The sequence below is a fragment of the Arthrobacter cupressi genome (assembly GCF_900099975.1).
GTDB classification, from domain to species: domain Bacteria; phylum Actinomycetota; class Actinomycetes; order Actinomycetales; family Micrococcaceae; genus Arthrobacter; species Arthrobacter cupressi.
Genome location: NZ_FNEI01000004.1, coordinates 129,098 through 143,398, shown reverse-complemented (window position 1 = coordinate 143,398; position 14,301 = coordinate 129,098). Strand labels below are relative to the sequence as shown.

14 protein-coding genes are annotated in these 14,301 nt (G+C 67.5%); 7 read left to right on the top strand and 7 right to left on the bottom strand.

Annotation, left to right across the window (positions count from 1 at the left end):
- Positions 1 to 37: 37 nt before the first annotated feature.
- Together BLP88_RS06630 and BLP88_RS18935 are read right to left on the bottom strand one after the other, a co-directional pair.
- A complete protein-coding gene (locus BLP88_RS06630; protein ID WP_084110873.1) occupies positions 38 to 727 on the bottom strand; it encodes a DNA alkylation repair protein in 690 nt (229 codons plus the stop codon).
- Between the two features lie 32 nt (positions 728 to 759).
- A complete protein-coding gene (locus BLP88_RS18935; RefSeq protein WP_175453508.1) occupies positions 760 to 909 on the bottom strand; it encodes a hypothetical protein in 150 nt (49 codons plus the stop codon).
- Positions 910 to 1,021: 112 nt separating this feature from the next.
- Between BLP88_RS18935 and BLP88_RS06625 the strand changes: the two genes are divergently transcribed.
- Both BLP88_RS06625 and BLP88_RS06620 read left to right on the top strand, forming a co-directional pair.
- Positions 1,022 to 1,831, top strand: coding sequence for a hypothetical protein (locus tag BLP88_RS06625; protein WP_074587898.1), 810 nt, complete (start codon positions 1,022 to 1,024; stop codon positions 1,829 to 1,831).
- Positions 1,815 to 2,564 carry a LamB/YcsF family protein gene (locus BLP88_RS06620; RefSeq protein ID WP_074587896.1) on the top strand — a complete coding sequence of 250 codons (750 nt, stop codon included), beginning with the start codon at positions 1,815 to 1,817 and terminating at the stop codon, positions 2,562 to 2,564. The genes BLP88_RS06625 and BLP88_RS06620 overlap by 17 nt, the downstream gene beginning before the upstream one ends.
- 197 nt (positions 2,565 to 2,761) lie before the next feature.
- On the opposite strand, the gene BLP88_RS06615 is transcribed toward BLP88_RS06620, so the two are convergent.
- Positions 2,762 to 3,142 carry a hypothetical protein gene (locus BLP88_RS06615; RefSeq protein WP_074587894.1) on the bottom strand — a complete coding sequence of 127 codons (381 nt, stop codon included), beginning with the start codon at positions 3,140 to 3,142 and terminating at the stop codon, positions 2,762 to 2,764.
- Between the two features lie 191 nt (positions 3,143 to 3,333).
- Between BLP88_RS06615 and BLP88_RS06610 the strand changes: the two genes are divergently transcribed.
- Positions 3,334 to 4,770, top strand: coding sequence for a GntR family transcriptional regulator (locus BLP88_RS06610; protein ID WP_175453507.1), 1,437 nt, complete (start codon positions 3,334 to 3,336; stop codon positions 4,768 to 4,770).
- On the opposite strand, the gene BLP88_RS06605 is transcribed toward BLP88_RS06610, so the two are convergent.
- Positions 4,767 to 6,122, bottom strand: coding sequence for a DUF445 domain-containing protein (locus BLP88_RS06605; RefSeq protein ID WP_074587890.1), 1,356 nt, complete (start codon positions 6,120 to 6,122; stop codon positions 4,767 to 4,769). The genes BLP88_RS06610 and BLP88_RS06605 overlap by 4 nt on opposite strands.
- 50 nt (positions 6,123 to 6,172) lie before the next feature.
- Between BLP88_RS06605 and BLP88_RS06600 the strand changes: the two genes are divergently transcribed.
- Entirely contained in the window at positions 6,173 to 7,084 is a 912-nt protein-coding gene (locus BLP88_RS06600; protein WP_074588108.1) for a glycerophosphodiester phosphodiesterase, read from the top strand.
- An 89-nt stretch (positions 7,085 to 7,173) separates the two neighbouring features.
- Here BLP88_RS06600 and ilvD read toward each other — a convergent pair whose 3' ends face one another.
- Positions 7,174 to 9,057 carry a dihydroxy-acid dehydratase gene (gene ilvD / locus BLP88_RS06595; protein ID WP_074587889.1) on the bottom strand — a complete coding sequence of 628 codons (1,884 nt, stop codon included), beginning with the start codon at positions 9,055 to 9,057 and terminating at the stop codon, positions 7,174 to 7,176.
- Positions 9,058 to 9,160: 103 nt separating this feature from the next.
- Between ilvD and BLP88_RS06590 the strand changes: the two genes are divergently transcribed.
- On the top strand, positions 9,161 to 9,949 hold the full coding sequence (locus tag BLP88_RS06590) for a helix-turn-helix transcriptional regulator (RefSeq protein ID WP_074587887.1): 789 nt from the start codon (positions 9,161 to 9,163) through the stop codon (positions 9,947 to 9,949).
- Here BLP88_RS06590 and BLP88_RS06585 read toward each other — a convergent pair.
- A complete protein-coding gene (locus BLP88_RS06585; RefSeq protein ID WP_074587886.1) occupies positions 9,946 to 10,683 on the bottom strand; it encodes a fumarylacetoacetate hydrolase family protein in 738 nt (245 codons plus the stop codon). The two genes, BLP88_RS06590 and BLP88_RS06585, sit on opposite strands and share 4 nt — an antisense overlap.
- A 126-nt stretch (positions 10,684 to 10,809) precedes the next feature.
- On the opposite strand from BLP88_RS06585, the gene BLP88_RS06580 reads away from it, so the two are divergent.
- Positions 10,810 to 11,565, top strand: coding sequence for an AzlC family ABC transporter permease (locus BLP88_RS06580; RefSeq protein ID WP_074587884.1), 756 nt, complete (start codon positions 10,810 to 10,812; stop codon positions 11,563 to 11,565).
- Positions 11,562 to 11,873 (top strand): AzlD domain-containing protein, encoded by a 312-nt coding sequence (locus BLP88_RS06575; RefSeq protein ID WP_074587882.1) that lies wholly within the window; start codon positions 11,562 to 11,564, stop codon positions 11,871 to 11,873. Before BLP88_RS06580 ends, BLP88_RS06575 begins: the two co-directional genes overlap by 4 nt.
- Before the next feature lie 37 nt (positions 11,874 to 11,910).
- Here the strand turns inward: BLP88_RS06575 and katG are convergent, their stop codons facing one another.
- The gene (gene katG, locus BLP88_RS06570) at positions 11,911 to 14,205 is read right to left on the bottom strand and encodes a catalase/peroxidase HPI (RefSeq protein WP_074587881.1); all 2,295 of its coding nucleotides are present in this window, start codon (positions 14,203 to 14,205) and stop codon (positions 11,911 to 11,913) included.
- Positions 14,206 to 14,301 lie beyond the last annotated feature (96 nt).

The following is a 14,301-nucleotide window of genomic DNA, read 5'->3' as shown; positions in this document are numbered from 1 at the left end:
CCCGCCCCGTTTCGACGGCCCGCCGTTTCGATGGGAACTAGTGCCGGCGCGGGGACTTCAGCCCGGTCTCCAGTTTGCTGCGGACCTCGCGTTTCACGCGCGAGGCGAGATCGGCGTCGTGCGCTTCGATGAAGGTGCGCACAGCGCCCGGATCCCACGGCACCAGGGAACGCAGCGCCCAGCTGAGCCCCTTAACCACGGTGTCGTCCCGGTCGTGCATGAGGAGTACGACGACGGCGAGCGTCCGGTCGCGGTCGCCGGTTCCCCAGCGGGAGCGGGTGTTGAGGACAGTGGTTGAGACGAGCGCCAGGCGCCGCCACCAGCGGTTGCCGCTCCGCGCCCAGTCGGCAATGTCGGCGTCGCTGATGAGCCCTTCACGCCAGGCCGGGCCGGCGAGGATGGTGCCGAAGGCGTCGGCCTGGCCCCAGGACGCGATCTCGGACCCGAGTTCCTGCAAACGATTAGCGGTCAAGGAGTGGAACGCGGAGTCGTGCGCGTTGATCAATTCCCAGCCCAGCCAGTCATAGCCTGCCGCCCGGAGACCGTCGGCGAGCTCGAAGACGACGGCGGAGTCCGCCGTCGCGATCTGGGCTGAAAACCTGCGCCGAAGGGCACGGAGGCTGTGGGCATCGGCCTTCTCCAACGCGTGCACTTCGTCGAGTACACGCTCCAAAAGATGCCCCGGTCTGGCGTCCCCCGGAGCCCCAGCAGCCAAGCGTGGAGCCACGCTTACATTTTAGGATTCCGGGGGAATTTGGGCTATTGGCCGGCGGCCTCGTCTTCGTCCGGACCTTCGGCGGGATCCTGGCTGTGGAGCCCGGTGTCGTGCGGAACCCAACCCTCGGTTTCGCCTTCGGCGGGTGCGTCGCTGTGGTGCCTGACGTCGTTCAGATTGCTGTTCTTCTTCATTCCGGATACTTCCTGTCCTGGCTTGGACCGGTCCCTGTGAACGGTTCCCAGTCTACGCCGGAGGGATACGCTTAGGCGGAACGCACGAATCCTTTCCAAGGCGGAGGTGAGCATGGCAAAGCGCCCCAACCCGGCAGCGAAGATTGCGCAGGAGACGGTCCACAACGCGATGTTCGACGAGCACGGCAATCCCAAGCCCGGCGTCCACAGCGTGCTCCTGCGCGCGGTGGAGGTGCAGCGGCCGCTGGTCCTTGCCAATCTCCGGCGCCTGCGCCGCCGCCACCCGCACGCCTCGGCCGCGCAGCTGGCCGCCAAACTGGAGCGCGACTACCTGCTCGCCGTCACCGGCGGGGGAGCCGCGGTGGGTGCCACCGCCGTCGTGCCCGGGCTGGGAACGGCGGCCTCGCTGGGGCTGTCCGGGCTGGCCACCGTCGGTTTCCTGGAGGCGACGGCCCTGTATGCGGCGTCGCTCGCCGAGCTGCACGGCATCCACCTGACCGATCCGGACCGCGCCCGCACCATGGTCATGGCGATCATGCTCGGCGAAGAAGGAACGGCCCTGCTCGGCGCGCTCAGCGGACAAAGCCGGGGCCGCGGCAAGGGCGTCACCCAGGCCTGGGGGAAAACGCTCGGCAAGAAGATTCCCGGCAGCAGCTTCGGCCTGGTCAAGGACGCCATCCAGCGTGCCTTCCTCCGCAACCTCCTCAAGCGCCAGGGCACCGCGTTCCTGGGCCGGGCATTGCCCTTTGGGGTGGGTGCCGTGGTGGGCGGCGGCGGGAACCTGATGATGGGCCGGGCCGTGGTGGCTTCGGCCAAGCACGCCTTCGGGCCGCTGCCGGATACGATTCCCGGAGAACTGCTCGCAGACACACCACCGGGCAACAACGCCCTGACGGAAGGAAACCATGGACCTGAACGCTGACCTCGGGGAGGGCCTCGGCTCCTGGACCATGGGCGACGACGCCGCGATGTTCCGGCTCGTCAGCAGCGCCAACGTGGCGTGCGGCTTCCACGCCGGGGACCCGGTGACCATGCTGGACAGCTGCCGCGCGGCGTTCGAACTGGATGTCCGGGTGGGCGCCCACGTGGGTTACCGGGACCTGCACGGCTTCGGCCGGCGCAGCATGGAGATGTCTTTCGACGAGCTCTACGGCGATGTGCTCTACCAGCTGGGAGCGCTCGACGGGATCGCCCACGCCGTGGGCGCCTCGGTGGACTATGTGAAGCCGCACGGTGCGCTCTACAACCGGATCGTGCACGACACCGACCAGGCCGAAGCCGTGGTGGCCGCCATCCAGGCCTACGATCCCGGCCTGCCCGTGCTCGGCCTGCCGGGCTCGGCGTTCCTGCGGCTCGCCGGCGAGGTGGGCCACCCCGTGTTCCACGAGGCCTTCGTGGACCGCGGCTACCTGCCGGACGGCACCTTGGTGCCGCGCTCACAGGACGGTGCCGTGGTGCACGACGCCGGCGCGGTGGTTGAGCGGGCAGTGCGCCTGGCGACCCGCGGCGAACTGGAGGCTGTGGACGGTTCCGTGGTCCGTGTCAGGGCCGATTCCCTGTGTATTCACGGCGACACCCCGGGTGCTGTGGAACTCGCGGCCGCCGTTCGCAAGGGACTTGAAGATGCCGGTGTGGAGATCGCGCCGTTCGCCTAGGAGTCAGTAATCCTCGGCTTACCTTCTGTGGAGTCGCGCCGCGGCGAAGCCGGCGTCGAGGTCCCGCATGAGCGCATCCCATGCTTCCGGGGTGTTCGCCCGGAGCTGCGCGGGTGCCGGCCACTGGGGGAAGACTGTCTGGAAGCGTAGACCCCCGAGGGGCAGCTGGGCGGTGAAAGGCCTGGGGCTGCGGCGTTTCACGCTAGTTCGCCACCATTGAAAGCCAGGGCGTCCACACGGTGGCGCGGGGCCGCGTCGGATCCATGTCCAAACCTCGGCTCCCGGGCGGGGAACCCATCGCTTGGGCCGAGTCCCTCGCGCGCGAGGTCGTAGAGCAACTGGTGGTAGCCCGACAGCGCCAGGGGAGGCACCTGATGGAAGGAAGGAAGGGTCGCATAGGGATGGTCAACCCGGAACAAGGCGAGGAGCGCCCTGTCTTCCTGCGCATCGTTCAGTGTCCGGTAGGCGCCGACCGGGCAGGCTGCCGTAAGCGCCTGCGCATAGAGGCTGAGGCGGTCCACCGGGGTGGTATTGCCTGCTTGACGCCATATGTGGACGAGTTCCGTGCTTTCCAGCATGACCGTGACTCCTTGCTGGCTATCGAGGTGGTACGGGCCCCCGAACCCGCCTTCTGATACACTTAACCTTAGAACTCTAATTTTAGATGTCAATAGACATACAAGGTTAGATGTCAAAGTTTTGAACGCTGCTGGATCGTTTCAAGGGGGTGGCCATGTCCAGTTGGAGAGAGCGACTAGCGTTCGCGCCGTTGGAGACAGCCGAGCGTGGTGAGGAGATCGCACTTCGACTCCGTCATTCGATCGAGCTGGGCGTACTCGAAGATGGCGCCCAGCTCCCCAGCGAAAGCGAACTCGCGGCAAGGATGCGGGTCTCCACGATGACCCTGCGAACCGCCCTCGCCGAGCTTCGTCACTTGGGACTTGTGGAAACACGACGCGGCAAGGGCGGCGGCAGCTTCGTGCGGGCGAACACCGGAGACATCGCCAAAGCCCAGCGGGACACTCTTGCCGCGTACTCCCTCGAGGATCTACGCGACATCCGCGAATACCGTGCCGTTCTGGCCGGTTCAGCCGCGGCGGTGGCGGCCGGCCGGTCGCAGCAGGTCCCTATCGGACGACTCGCTTCGATGGCGGCGATGATCGGGACGGCGAAGACACCAGCTGAAATGATGCGGGCGGATAGTCAGTTCCACGTAGAGCTTGCGGCCACGTCAGGATCCGTCCTGTTCACCCGTCAGGAGATGGCAATGCAAGCCGAGGTCGGGGCGTTGGTGTGGGCCGGGGCTTCCGACCGCCGACGCGCTGCGGCCAAAGAGCACGCGATGATCGTGGACGCAATACGGGCCGCGGACGCCGCTCGAGCCCGGCTCCTCGCCGAGGAGCATGTTCGCCGGGACATGAACCGCCTCATCGACCTGCGATTGTCCCTGGACTCCCCGCCGCCAGGCTCGCTGCCTGCCGATGAAGGCATCGACAACGCCATTTCCGCCGTCGAATCGTTCGCATCAAGGCTCGAAGGGGCAGCGGCTGCATCGATCACGAGCGTCGAAGAAGCCGCCCAGGCGGGCCTCGACCACGCAAAGAAAGGCCGGCTGGATGAGCTGGAGGACGTCTACGACGTAGCGCGCGAGAATCTGAAAGCCATGCCTGCGCTGTACGGGACCGGGTTCATCGCCGAAAAAGGCTACTTCGGCGAACCCGGCTCCATCTGGTGCTACCTTCCGTCGGGCCCGGAGTCGCCGCAGCGATTCGAAATGGATCCGGAGTTCTACGACTACTCGACGGCACCATGGTGGCCGGCGTCCGACGCCGATGACACGGTCCACGCCAGCTACGCCTACATCGACGCCCTGGGAACCAACCAGCACGTCATCACCTTCACCAAACGTGTGACCAAGGCGGGCAAGATGGCCGGCGTCGCTGCCGTAGACGTCCTCGTCAGCCGCCTCCAGACCGAATTCGACCCACTCCTTCGGCCCTTGCCGCCAAACACGTGCATCGTGGATCAAAACGAAGTCGTTATCGCCACCAACACCGCCAGCCTTGTCGGTGTAATCCTCTCCTCCCACCATCAGGCTGAACGAAGAATCGCCCTCCCCTCGGTTCCCTGGAGCCTGTGCCTTAGTGTGAGCGCCGGCGAAAATGCGGCTGTTTCGGACCTGACAGCGTTGGGAGACACGCCCTAGCCGAACACCAGGTGCGCCACCGTGAAGATCGCCAGCCCGGCCAGCGCACCCACCACCGTGCCGTTGATGCGGATGTACTGCAGGTCCTTGCCCACCTGGAGCTCGATCTTCTGCGAGGTCTCTTCGGCGTCCCAGCGGGCCACGGTGTCCGAGATGACGCCGGCAATGTCCGAGCGGTAGGTGTTCACGAGGTACCCGGCGGCGTCGCCGATCCAGGTGTTGACCTTCCCGGCAAGTTCGGTGTCCTCCACAAGCCGGGTGCCGAAGTCACGGACCGCGGCCTTGAAGCGCAGGCTGAGCTCCGAGCCGGGATCGTCGACGGCGGTCAGCAGCGCATTCTTGATGGTGCCCCATGTGCGGGAGGCCAGTTCGCGCACCTCGGGGTCGCCGAGGATCTGCGCCTTGATTCCCTCGGCCCGGGCGATCATTGCCGGATCGTGCTGCAGGTCGTGGGCGAGCTCGGTCAGGTAGGTGTCGATTGAGCGGCGCACCTGGTGGTCCGGGTCCTCCTGCACGGCGCGGACGAACTTGGACAGCTCGGTGTGGACCTTGTCGCCCACCATGTGGTCCAGGAAAGGCGGCACCCAGAGCGGCGAACGGTCCGAGACCAGGCGGTTCACGGTGTCGTGGTTGGTCGCCATCCAGTCCACGGCCCGGTCCACCAGCAGGTCCACCAGGGTGTGGTGGTGACCCTCGGCGAAGAGCCGCTCGGCCATGCGGCCCACGGGCGGTCCCCACGGCGGAGTCAGCACGTGCTTGCGGAACATTCCCTCGATCACGGCCTGCACGTCGTCGTCGTTCAACACAGTGAACGCGCCGCGGATCACCGCGGACCCTTCCTTGGCCACCCGCTCGGGACCGCCGGGGGAGCGCAGCCATTCGCCGGCCTTGCGCGCGATGTCCACGCTCGCCAGCTTGTCCTGCACCACGTGCTCGGAGAGGAAGTTGTTCTCCACGAAGTCGGACAGGGAGGCGCCGATCTGGTCCTTGCGCCGCGGGATGATCGCCGTGTGCGGGATCTTCAGGCCCATCGGGTACTTGAACAGGGCGGTCACGGCGAACCAGTCCGCCAAGGCGCCCACCATGCCCCCTTCGGCCGCGGCCCGCACATATTCCAGCCACGGGTACTGCTTCTGCAGGGCGAACGCCACGGTGAACACCACGGCCATGCCGATCAGCAGGGCCAGCGCCACACTCTTCATCCGGCGCAGCGCCGCGGCTTTGGCGGCGTCGTTCTCGGACACCGCAGTGGAATGCGCGACGGCGGACACCCCGCCGGGGCGCGGCGTTTCCGGTGCGCCGTCCGCATGGGTGTGCGCCGGCGTCGGGATTTGTTCAGAGTTCACCTGCATGTGCCCAGCGTAGCCCCGTGTCCGCCGGGCGGGTGGGCTACCGTGTCAGCATGACTATCGAGGCACCCGGGAGCGACTCCCCGGAAAGCGCCCGCCTGGTGCGGCGGCCGCTGGTCTATGCGCACCGCGGGGCGAGCGCTGTTTTTGCCGAGCACACGCGCGCCGCGTACCTAAAGGCGATCGCCGACGGCGCGGACGGAGTGGAGTGCGATGTGCACCTGAGCCGGGACCAGCACCTGGTGCTCCTGCACGACGCGAACCTGGACCGCACCTCCGACGGCACCGGGCCGGTGGCCGAGAAGGACCTGGCCGAACTGCGCGCCCTGGACTTCTCCTCCTGGAAGGGTGCCAGGATTCCCGAGGAGTACGGCGGGATTTCCGAGCAGTTCCTCACGCTGCCCGAGCTGCTGGACATCCTGCGCGGCGCCGGCCGGGAAATCGGGCTCGCGATCGAACTCAAGCACCCCAGCCCCTACCAGCTCAAGCTCGAAGACCGGCTGCTGGAGCTTTTGCTCCGCGAAGGCTGGGATGCGGAAAGCTCCCGGTTGGACAACATCCTGGTGTCGTTCATGAGTTTCAGTCCGGACTCGGTGAAGCACCTGCTGCGTTACGTTCCGGCCCGGCACATCTGCCAACTGGTGGATGACGTGAGCGTGGAGGAAGTGCGCGAGGAGCTGGGCCTGGGCCGGATCACGGGAGGCGCGGTGGCCAACGTGATGAAGGCGGCCCAGTTGGAAGGCGAACGGATCCTGGACGACTGCGAGGTGGGGCTGGCCGGCCCCGGGATCGACTACGTCCGCAAGCATGCCCGCGCCGTGCAGCGCTGGCTCGACTCCGGCCGCCGCTTCCGGGTGTGGACCGTGGATTCGGAGCGGGACGTGGCACTGTGCCAGGGCCTGGGCATCCACGAAATCACCACGAACAAGCCGGCCCAGGTGCTGGCGCAGCTCAGGGTCGATTAAACCCAACTGGCTGGCAGTTGTTGTCGTTCTGAGCCTTCAAAACGACAACAACTGCCAGCCAGATGACCGGTTACCGCGGCAGGGGCTTGCTAGGCCACCGGCTGCGGCGAGGTCAGGCGGTAGAGGGAGTCGACGTCGCGCACTGCTCCCTTGTCCGCCGAAGTGGCCATGGCCGCGTAGGCGCGCAGGGCCGCGGAGACTTCGCGCTCGCGGCCCACCGGGTGGTAGCCGGTGGTCGCCTCGAGGCGTTCGCGGCGGGCATCCAGTTCAGCGGCGTCCACCAGGAGCTCCAGGGAGCGGGTGGGGATGTCGATGCGGATGATGTCGCCGTCTTCCACGAGGGCGATCGTTCCACCCGAGGCCGCCTCGGGGGAGATGTGGCCGATCGACAGGCCGGAGGTTCCGCCGGAGAAGCGGCCGTCCGTAATCAGGGCGCACTTCTTGCCCAGGCCCCGGCCCTTGAGGAACGACGTCGGGTAGAGCATTTCCTGCATGCCCGGACCGCCCTTGGGGCCTTCGTAGCGGATGACCACCACGTCGCCTTCCTTGACGGTCTTGTTCAGGATCTTCTCCACGGCCTCGTCCTGGGATTCGCAGACCACGGCCGGACCCTCGAAGGTCCAGATGGACTCGTCCACGCCGGCGGTCTTCACCACGGCGCCATCGATGGCGATGTTGCCGCGCAGCACGGCCAGGCCGCCGTCCTTGGAGTAGGCGTGCTCCACGGAGCGGATGCAGCCGCCCTCGGCGTCGGTGTCCAGCGAGGTCCACTCGTTCGACTGCGAGAAGGCGGTGGAGGAACGGACGCCGCCGGGGGCCGCGTGCCACAGGGCCTTGGCTTCCTCGGTGGCCTTGCCGCCGCGGATGTCCCAGTCGTCCAGCCAGCCGTCCAGGTCCGCTGAGTGCACGGAGTGGACATCCTTGTGCAGGAGGCCGCCGCGGTTCAGCTCGCCCAGCAGCGCGGGGATGCCGCCGGCGCGGTGCACGTCTTCCATGTAGTAGGTCTTGTCCTTGGCGACGTTCGGGGCCACCTTGGCCAGGCAGGGCACTTGGCGGGACTTGGCGTCCATCTCGGCCAGGCCGTAGTCCACGCCTGCCTCCTGGGCCGCGGCCAGCAGGTGCAGGATGGTGTTGGTGGAGCCGCCCATGGAAATGTCCAGGGCCATGGCGTTGTCGAAGGCCTTCGCTGTGGCGATGGAGCGGGGCAGCACGGAGGCGTCGTCGCCGTCGTAGTAGCGCTTGACCAGCTCGACGACGGTGGAACCGGCCTTCTCGTACAGCGCCTTGCGCGCGGTGTGCGTCGCCAGCACGGAACCGTTGCCGGGCAGCGAGAGGCCGATCGCCTCGGTGAGGCAGTTCATCGAGTTGGCGGTGAACATGCCGGAGCAGGAACCGCAGGTGGGGCAGGCGTTCTCTTCGATGAGGTTGATGTCCTCGTCGGAGATGGACTCGTCCACGGCGTCGGCGATCGCGTTGACCAGGTCCAGCGAACGGACGGAGCCGTCGGTCAGGGTCACGCGCCCGGCCTCCATGGGACCGCCGGAGACGAACACCACGGGGATGTTCAGGCGGAGCGCGGCCATGAGCATGCCGGGGGTGATCTTGTCGCAGTTGGAGATGCAGACCAGGGCGTCGGCGCAGTGTGCGTTGACCATGTACTCCACGGAGTCGGCGATCAGGTCGCGGGACGGCAGCGAGTAGAGCATGCCGCCGTGGCCCATCGCGATGCCGTCGTCCACGGCGATGGTGTTGAATTCGCGGGGCACTGCGCCCGCGGCGAGGATCGCGTCGGAGACGATCCGGCCCACCGGTGCCAGGTGCGTGTGGCCGGGGACGAATTCGGTGAAGGAGTTGGCCACGGCGATGATCGGCTTGCCGATGTCCGAGTTGGCGACGCCGGAGGCGCGCAGCAGTGCGCGGGCTCCGGCCATGTTGCGGCCGTGGGTGACAGTGCGTGAGCGGTATGCAGGCATGTTCCCCAGTCTCTCGCGCGAATAACCCGGGCACCAAGACGGCGTCAATACTGGTAGTGGCAGTACTAGAGTTGTTCGTGGTCAACGGAAGGCGGCAGGAACAGTGGAACCCGAAGCGTGGCGCAAGGAACTGGGCAACTTCCTGGCCGCCCGTCGTCGTGAGGCGGTGCGCAGCGCCTACGGCCTGCCGCTGGCCCGAGGCAAGGACGTGGGGCTGCGCCGGGAGGAGGTGGCGTTCCTCGCCGCCATCTCGGTCACCTGGTACACGTGGCTGGAGCAGGGCCGCAAAGTGAACCCCTCCCGTGAGGTGCTGGCCTCGCTGGCCGCCGTGCTGCGCCTGGATGCGGCCGGCGAACGGTACCTGTTTACACCGTTCGGCTATGCGGCGCCGGCCCCCGGTCCGGGCACGGCGGAGACCACCGGGCATGTGCAGCGGCTCCTGGACGCCATCGACCCCAACCCGGCGCTGGCGCTGGAGGGCAACTGGGACATCGTGGCGTGGAACCAGGCCTACAGTGAGCTGTTTCCGCGGGTGCTGGAAGTTTCCGGGGCTGAGCGGAACCTGCTGAAACTTGTCTTCACGGACCAGGCTGTCCGCGCCCTCCTGCCCGACTGGGACCAGACCAGCGCCCAGTTCCTGGCCGAGTTCCGGGCGGAGACCGGGTCCCGCATCCAGGACGCGCGCAAGGCCAGCCTCGTGGCCGGACTGCTGCAGTCCAGCCCCGAGTTCCGGACCCAGTGGGAGGCCCATGGCGTCCGCGGCTTCACGCCCCGCACCCGCTCCTTCAACCGGCCCGACGGCGGCACTGAGGTCTACGAGCACCACCAGCTGACGCTCGCCGATGCCCCGTCGCTGAAGTTGATCGTGTACACGCCGGCGTCGCCGTCCTAGACCACCCGGTTGCTCAGGGTGCCGATCCCATCCAGGGTGATGTCCACGCGGTCGCCCGGCTGCACGGCCACGAAGGTGTTGGGCGCGCCGGTCATGACGACGTCCCCGGGCTCCAGGGTGAGCCAGCGCGTGACGTACACCAGGCAGGCTGCCACCGAGGAGGAGAGGTTGAAGGAGCCGGACTTCGCTTTGGTTTCGCCGTTGATGGTCACGGTGGTGGCCACGTTGTCCGGGTCTTCGAGTTCGGTTTCGATCCACGGGCCCAGCGGCGTGTAGTTGGTTCCGGCCTTGCCTTGGAACATTTTCTCGTCGGCCTGGTTCTGCTCCACATTGGTGACGTCGTTGACCACCGTGTAGCCCAGGACGTGGTCCAGCGCGTTCTCCAGCGTGAGGTTCTCCGCGCGTTTGCCGAGGACGGCGGCCAGTTCGCCTTCGATGTTCACCGTGCCGGCCCCGCGCACGGCCACGATGTCCACGCCGGGTGCCGCGACAGTGTGCACGGACTTGTGCCAGGCCTGGATGGGGAGCGGGTGGTTGTTGTTCCCGAGGTTCTGCGCGATGCCCAGGAGTACCGACGGACGCACGGGAGCGAGGAGTTCGGCGTCGCTGGCCGGTGTGGAGGTGCCGCTAAAGGAAGGCTCGTCGGCGAACGGGTCCTCGATGTGCTCCCACCGTTCCCCGCGCAGCACGGCGTGGGTCGGCCCGGACGGGGTCTGCAGACGGGCAATGCGCATGGAGTTCCTCCTCGAAATTCGTCCCGCCAAGCTAACACTATGCTGAACTAAGTTCAATATTCTGAACGAGAGGCTTGGTCCGGGGCGGAGTTAGGGTGCCGGGCGGGGCTGTGATTGCATGAAGGCATGCCCCCGAAGTTGCTCGACTCCCCGGCCGTGAAGGTCGGCCTTTCCATCAGCGTTGCCACGGGACTGTACGGCGTTTCCTTCGGCGCCCTCTCCGCGGCGTCCGGCTTCGACTTCTGGCAGACCATGGCGCTGAGCCTGCTCCTGTTCAGCGGCGGTTCGCAGTTCGCCTTTATCGGGGTGGTGGCCGGCGGCGGTTCCGGGGTCGCGGCGATGACGGCTTCGGCCCTGCTCGGCCTGCGGAACGGCATCTACGGCATGCAGATGAACGCGCTGCTGCTGCCGAAAGGGAAACTCAAGTACCTCCAGGCCCAGCTGAGCATCGACGAAACGACGGCAACGGCGTCGGGCCAGTCCGATCCCGGCGAGCAGCGCCGCGGATTCTGGACCGCGGGGATCGGCATCTACGTCCTCTGGAACCTGTTCACCGCCGTCGGCGCGCTCGCCGGGAACGCGCTGGGCGACCCGAAGCAATGGGGGCTCGACGGCGCTGCTGTCGCCGCCTTCCTCGCGCTGCTCTGGCCCCGGCTGAAGGGCCGCGAGCCGTGGGCGATTGCCGTCGCCTGCGCCGTCGCGACGCTGGTGGCGGTCCCGTTCGTGCCGCCCGGCGTCCCCATCCTCGTGGCGGCCGCGGTGGCAGGGGTCTTCGGCTGGCTTAGCCATGCCCGCAGCGACGAAGGCCTGGAGCCGGACATCGACCCGTATCCGCACCGCCGCGGCGATTCCCGCGGCGACACCGGGGAGGGGGCGGAATGAACCTCTGGCCCTGGATCCTGGCCGCCTGCGTCCTGGCGTACGCCACCAAACTGGCCGGCTATTTCGTGCCGCGCAGCCTGTTGAAGAATCCGCGCACCATGCACATCGCGGGCACCATGACCATCGGGCTGCTGGCCTCCCTCACGGTGGTCAACGCCTTTGCCTCCGGGCAGTCCTTGGCCCTCGATGCCCGGATCGGCGCCCTGGCCGCGGCCGCAATCGCGCTCTGGCTCCGGGCGCCGTTCCTGGTGGTGGTCATCGCCGGCGCCGCGGCGGCTGCGGGACTGCGCCTGCTGGGCTGGGGCTGAGCAGGCCGGCCGCTTCCGCGGCCGGCCGAAGGGTCGCTCAGCGGAGGTCGAAGCGGTCCAGTTCCATGACTTTCGCCCAAGCCGCCACGAAGTCGCGGACGAACTTCTCCCGCGCATCGCTGCTGGCATAAACCTCGGCAAGCGCCCGGAGCTGGGAGTTGGAACCGAAGATCAAGTCGACGGCGGTGGCCGTCCATCTCGTTTCGCCGGTGGAGACATCCCGGATTTCGAAGACGCCCTCCTCCGATTCCGAGGCCTTCCACTGGGTGCCCGGCGAGAGCAGGTTTACGAAGAAATCGTTCGTCAGGACCCCCGGCCGCCCGGTCAGGACGCCGTGCGGTGAACCGCCGAGGTTGGCGCCGAGGGCCCGCATGCCGCCGACGAGCACCGTCATTTCCGGTGCGGAGAGGTCGAGCAGGTAAGCCTTGTCGACCAGCAATGTTTCCGGCTGCAACTTCTCGCCGGGACGCACGTAGTTGCGGAACCCGTCGGCCCGCGGCGTGAGGTACTGGAAGGACTCGACGTCGGTCTGGTCCTGGGACGCGTCGGCCCTGCCCGGGGTGAACGGCACGGTCACGTCGACGCCGCCGTCCTTTGCGGCTTTCTCCAGCGCCGCGCAGCCGCCGAGCACGATCAGGTCGGCCAGCGAAACCTTCTTGCCCCCGTTCATTGCGGCGTTGAATTCCTGTTGCACCGACTCGATCGCCGCCAGGGTGGCATCGAGCTGTCCGGCCCGGTTGATCTCCCAGCTGCGCTGGGGCTCCAGCCGGATGCGGGCCCCGTTGGCCCCGCCCCGCCTGTCGGTCTTGCGGAACGTGGACGCGGCCGCCCATGCCGTGTTGATGAGCTCGTGGATGGAGATCCCCGCGTCCAGAAGCCGGGCCTTGAGGGTGGCGGCGTCCTGCTCGTCGATCAGCTCGTGCTCGACCGCCGGGATCGGGTCCTGCCATAGTTGCGGTTCGGGGACCCAGGGTCCGAGTAGGTGCGGTCCCACCGGCCCCATATCGCGGTGCAGGAGCTTGTACCAGGCCTTGGCGAAGGCCAGCGCAAAGTCGTCGGGGTTTTCCAGGAAGCGCCGGGAGATTTGCTCGTAGCTCGGGTCGATGCGGAGCGAAAGGTCCGTGGTGAGCATGGTGGGCCGGTGCTTCCGCTGCGGGTCGTGTGCGTCCGGAATGATCGCGTCGGCGTCCTTCGCGACCCATTGGTTGGCGCCGGCCGGGCTCTTGCTGAGCTCCCACTCGTGCCCGAAGAGGATTTCGAAGAAGCGGTTGCTCCACTGGGTTGGCCTGTCCGTCCAGGTCACCTCCAACCCCGAGGTGATCGTGTCGCCTCCCTTGCCGGAACCGTAGCTGCTGAGCCAGCCCAGGCCTTGGTTCTCCAAGCCGGCTGCCTCCGGCTCCGGGCCGACGTGCTCGTCGGCATCGCCCGCGCCATGGGTCTTCCCGAAGGTGTGCCCGCCGGCGATCAAGGCGACGGTTTCCTCGTCATTCATGGCCATGCGGCCGAACGTCTCCCGGATGAACGCCGCGGCTGCGGCGGGGTCGGGATTGCCCATGGGACCTTCGGGGTTGACATAGATCAGGCCCATCTCAGTGGCGCCGACGTCGGGCGCCATCTTCCCTTCACCGATATAGCGCTCGTCGCCCAGCCACGTGTCTTCAGGTCCCCAGAAGATCTCCTCGGGCTCCCACACGTCCTCGCGGCCGAAGGCGAATCCGAAAGTCTTGAAGCCCATGGACTCAAGCGCCACGTTGCCCGCGAGAACAAGTAGGTCCGCCCAGGAAATCTTCTGGCCGTACCTTTGCTTCACTGGCCACAGCAGCCGCCGGGCCTTGTCGAGGTTGGCGTTGTCGGGCCAGCTGTTGAGCGGCGCGAACCGCTGGCTGCCGTCGCCGGCGCCGCCGCGGCCATCGTGGACGCGGTAGGTGCCGGCCGCGTGCCAGCTCATCCGGATCATCAGCCCGCCGTAGTGGCCGAAGTCCGCGGGCCACCATTCCTGCGAGGTCGTCAGCACATCGACGATGTCCTGCTTGAGCGCCTCGACGTCGAGGTTCCTGAACTCATCCGGGTAGCTGAACCCCGGCCCGAGCGGGTTCCCTGCCGGGTGGTGGGTGTGGAGCACCGAGAGGTCGAGCTGGTTCGGCCACCAATCGGCATTCGTCCGGGGCCTGTGCCGCTTTGGCTGCGGCGAAGGGATCGCGGGGTTCTCGCTCTCGCTACCATGCGATGTCACGCCGGCGGGGGCGGCCGGGTATCCGTCCTGGGCCTTGCGGTCCGCGCCCTGCGCGCTTCCGTCGGAGGGAACCGGCGGGTAGTCCTGGCGGTCAGACATGTGCTTCCTTCCATATGGCCGAGGCCGAGGTCGGACTCGGGCAGCCGGTCTAACCCTCCCATTTGAGCACGAGCGGGCGGCGAGCTGAACCCCAGC

What these genes read in the sequence shown, in the direction of transcription:
- BLP88_RS18935 (WP_175453508.1), bottom strand. Translation starts at nt 909, where the DNA reads ATGAAGAAGAACAGCAATCTGAACGACGTCAGGCACCACAGCGACGCA.
- BLP88_RS06580 (WP_074587884.1), top strand. Translation starts at nt 10,810, where the DNA reads ATGCCCCCGAAGTTGCTCGACTCCCCGGCCGTGAAGGTCGGCCTTTCC.
- BLP88_RS06620 (WP_074587896.1), top strand. Translation starts at nt 1,815, where the DNA reads ATGGACCTGAACGCTGACCTCGGGGAGGGCCTCGGCTCCTGGACCATG.
- BLP88_RS06575 (WP_074587882.1), top strand. Translation starts at nt 11,562, where the DNA reads ATGAACCTCTGGCCCTGGATCCTGGCCGCCTGCGTCCTGGCGTACGCC.
- BLP88_RS06585 (WP_074587886.1), bottom strand. Translation starts at nt 10,683, where the DNA reads ATGCGCATTGCCCGTCTGCAGACCCCGTCCGGGCCGACCCACGCCGTG.
- BLP88_RS06625 (WP_074587898.1), top strand. Translation starts at nt 1,022, where the DNA reads ATGGCAAAGCGCCCCAACCCGGCAGCGAAGATTGCGCAGGAGACGGTC.
- katG (WP_074587881.1), bottom strand. Translation starts at nt 14,205, where the DNA reads ATGTCTGACCGCCAGGACTACCCGCCGGTTCCCTCCGACGGAAGCGCG.
- BLP88_RS06605 (WP_074587890.1), bottom strand. Translation starts at nt 6,122, where the DNA reads ATGCAGGTGAACTCTGAACAAATCCCGACGCCGGCGCACACCCATGCG.
- BLP88_RS06600 (WP_074588108.1), top strand. Translation starts at nt 6,173, where the DNA reads ATGACTATCGAGGCACCCGGGAGCGACTCCCCGGAAAGCGCCCGCCTG.
- BLP88_RS06615 (WP_074587894.1), bottom strand. Translation starts at nt 3,142, where the DNA reads ATGCTGGAAAGCACGGAACTCGTCCACATATGGCGTCAAGCAGGCAAT.
- ilvD (WP_074587889.1), bottom strand. Translation starts at nt 9,057, where the DNA reads ATGCCTGCATACCGCTCACGCACTGTCACCCACGGCCGCAACATGGCC.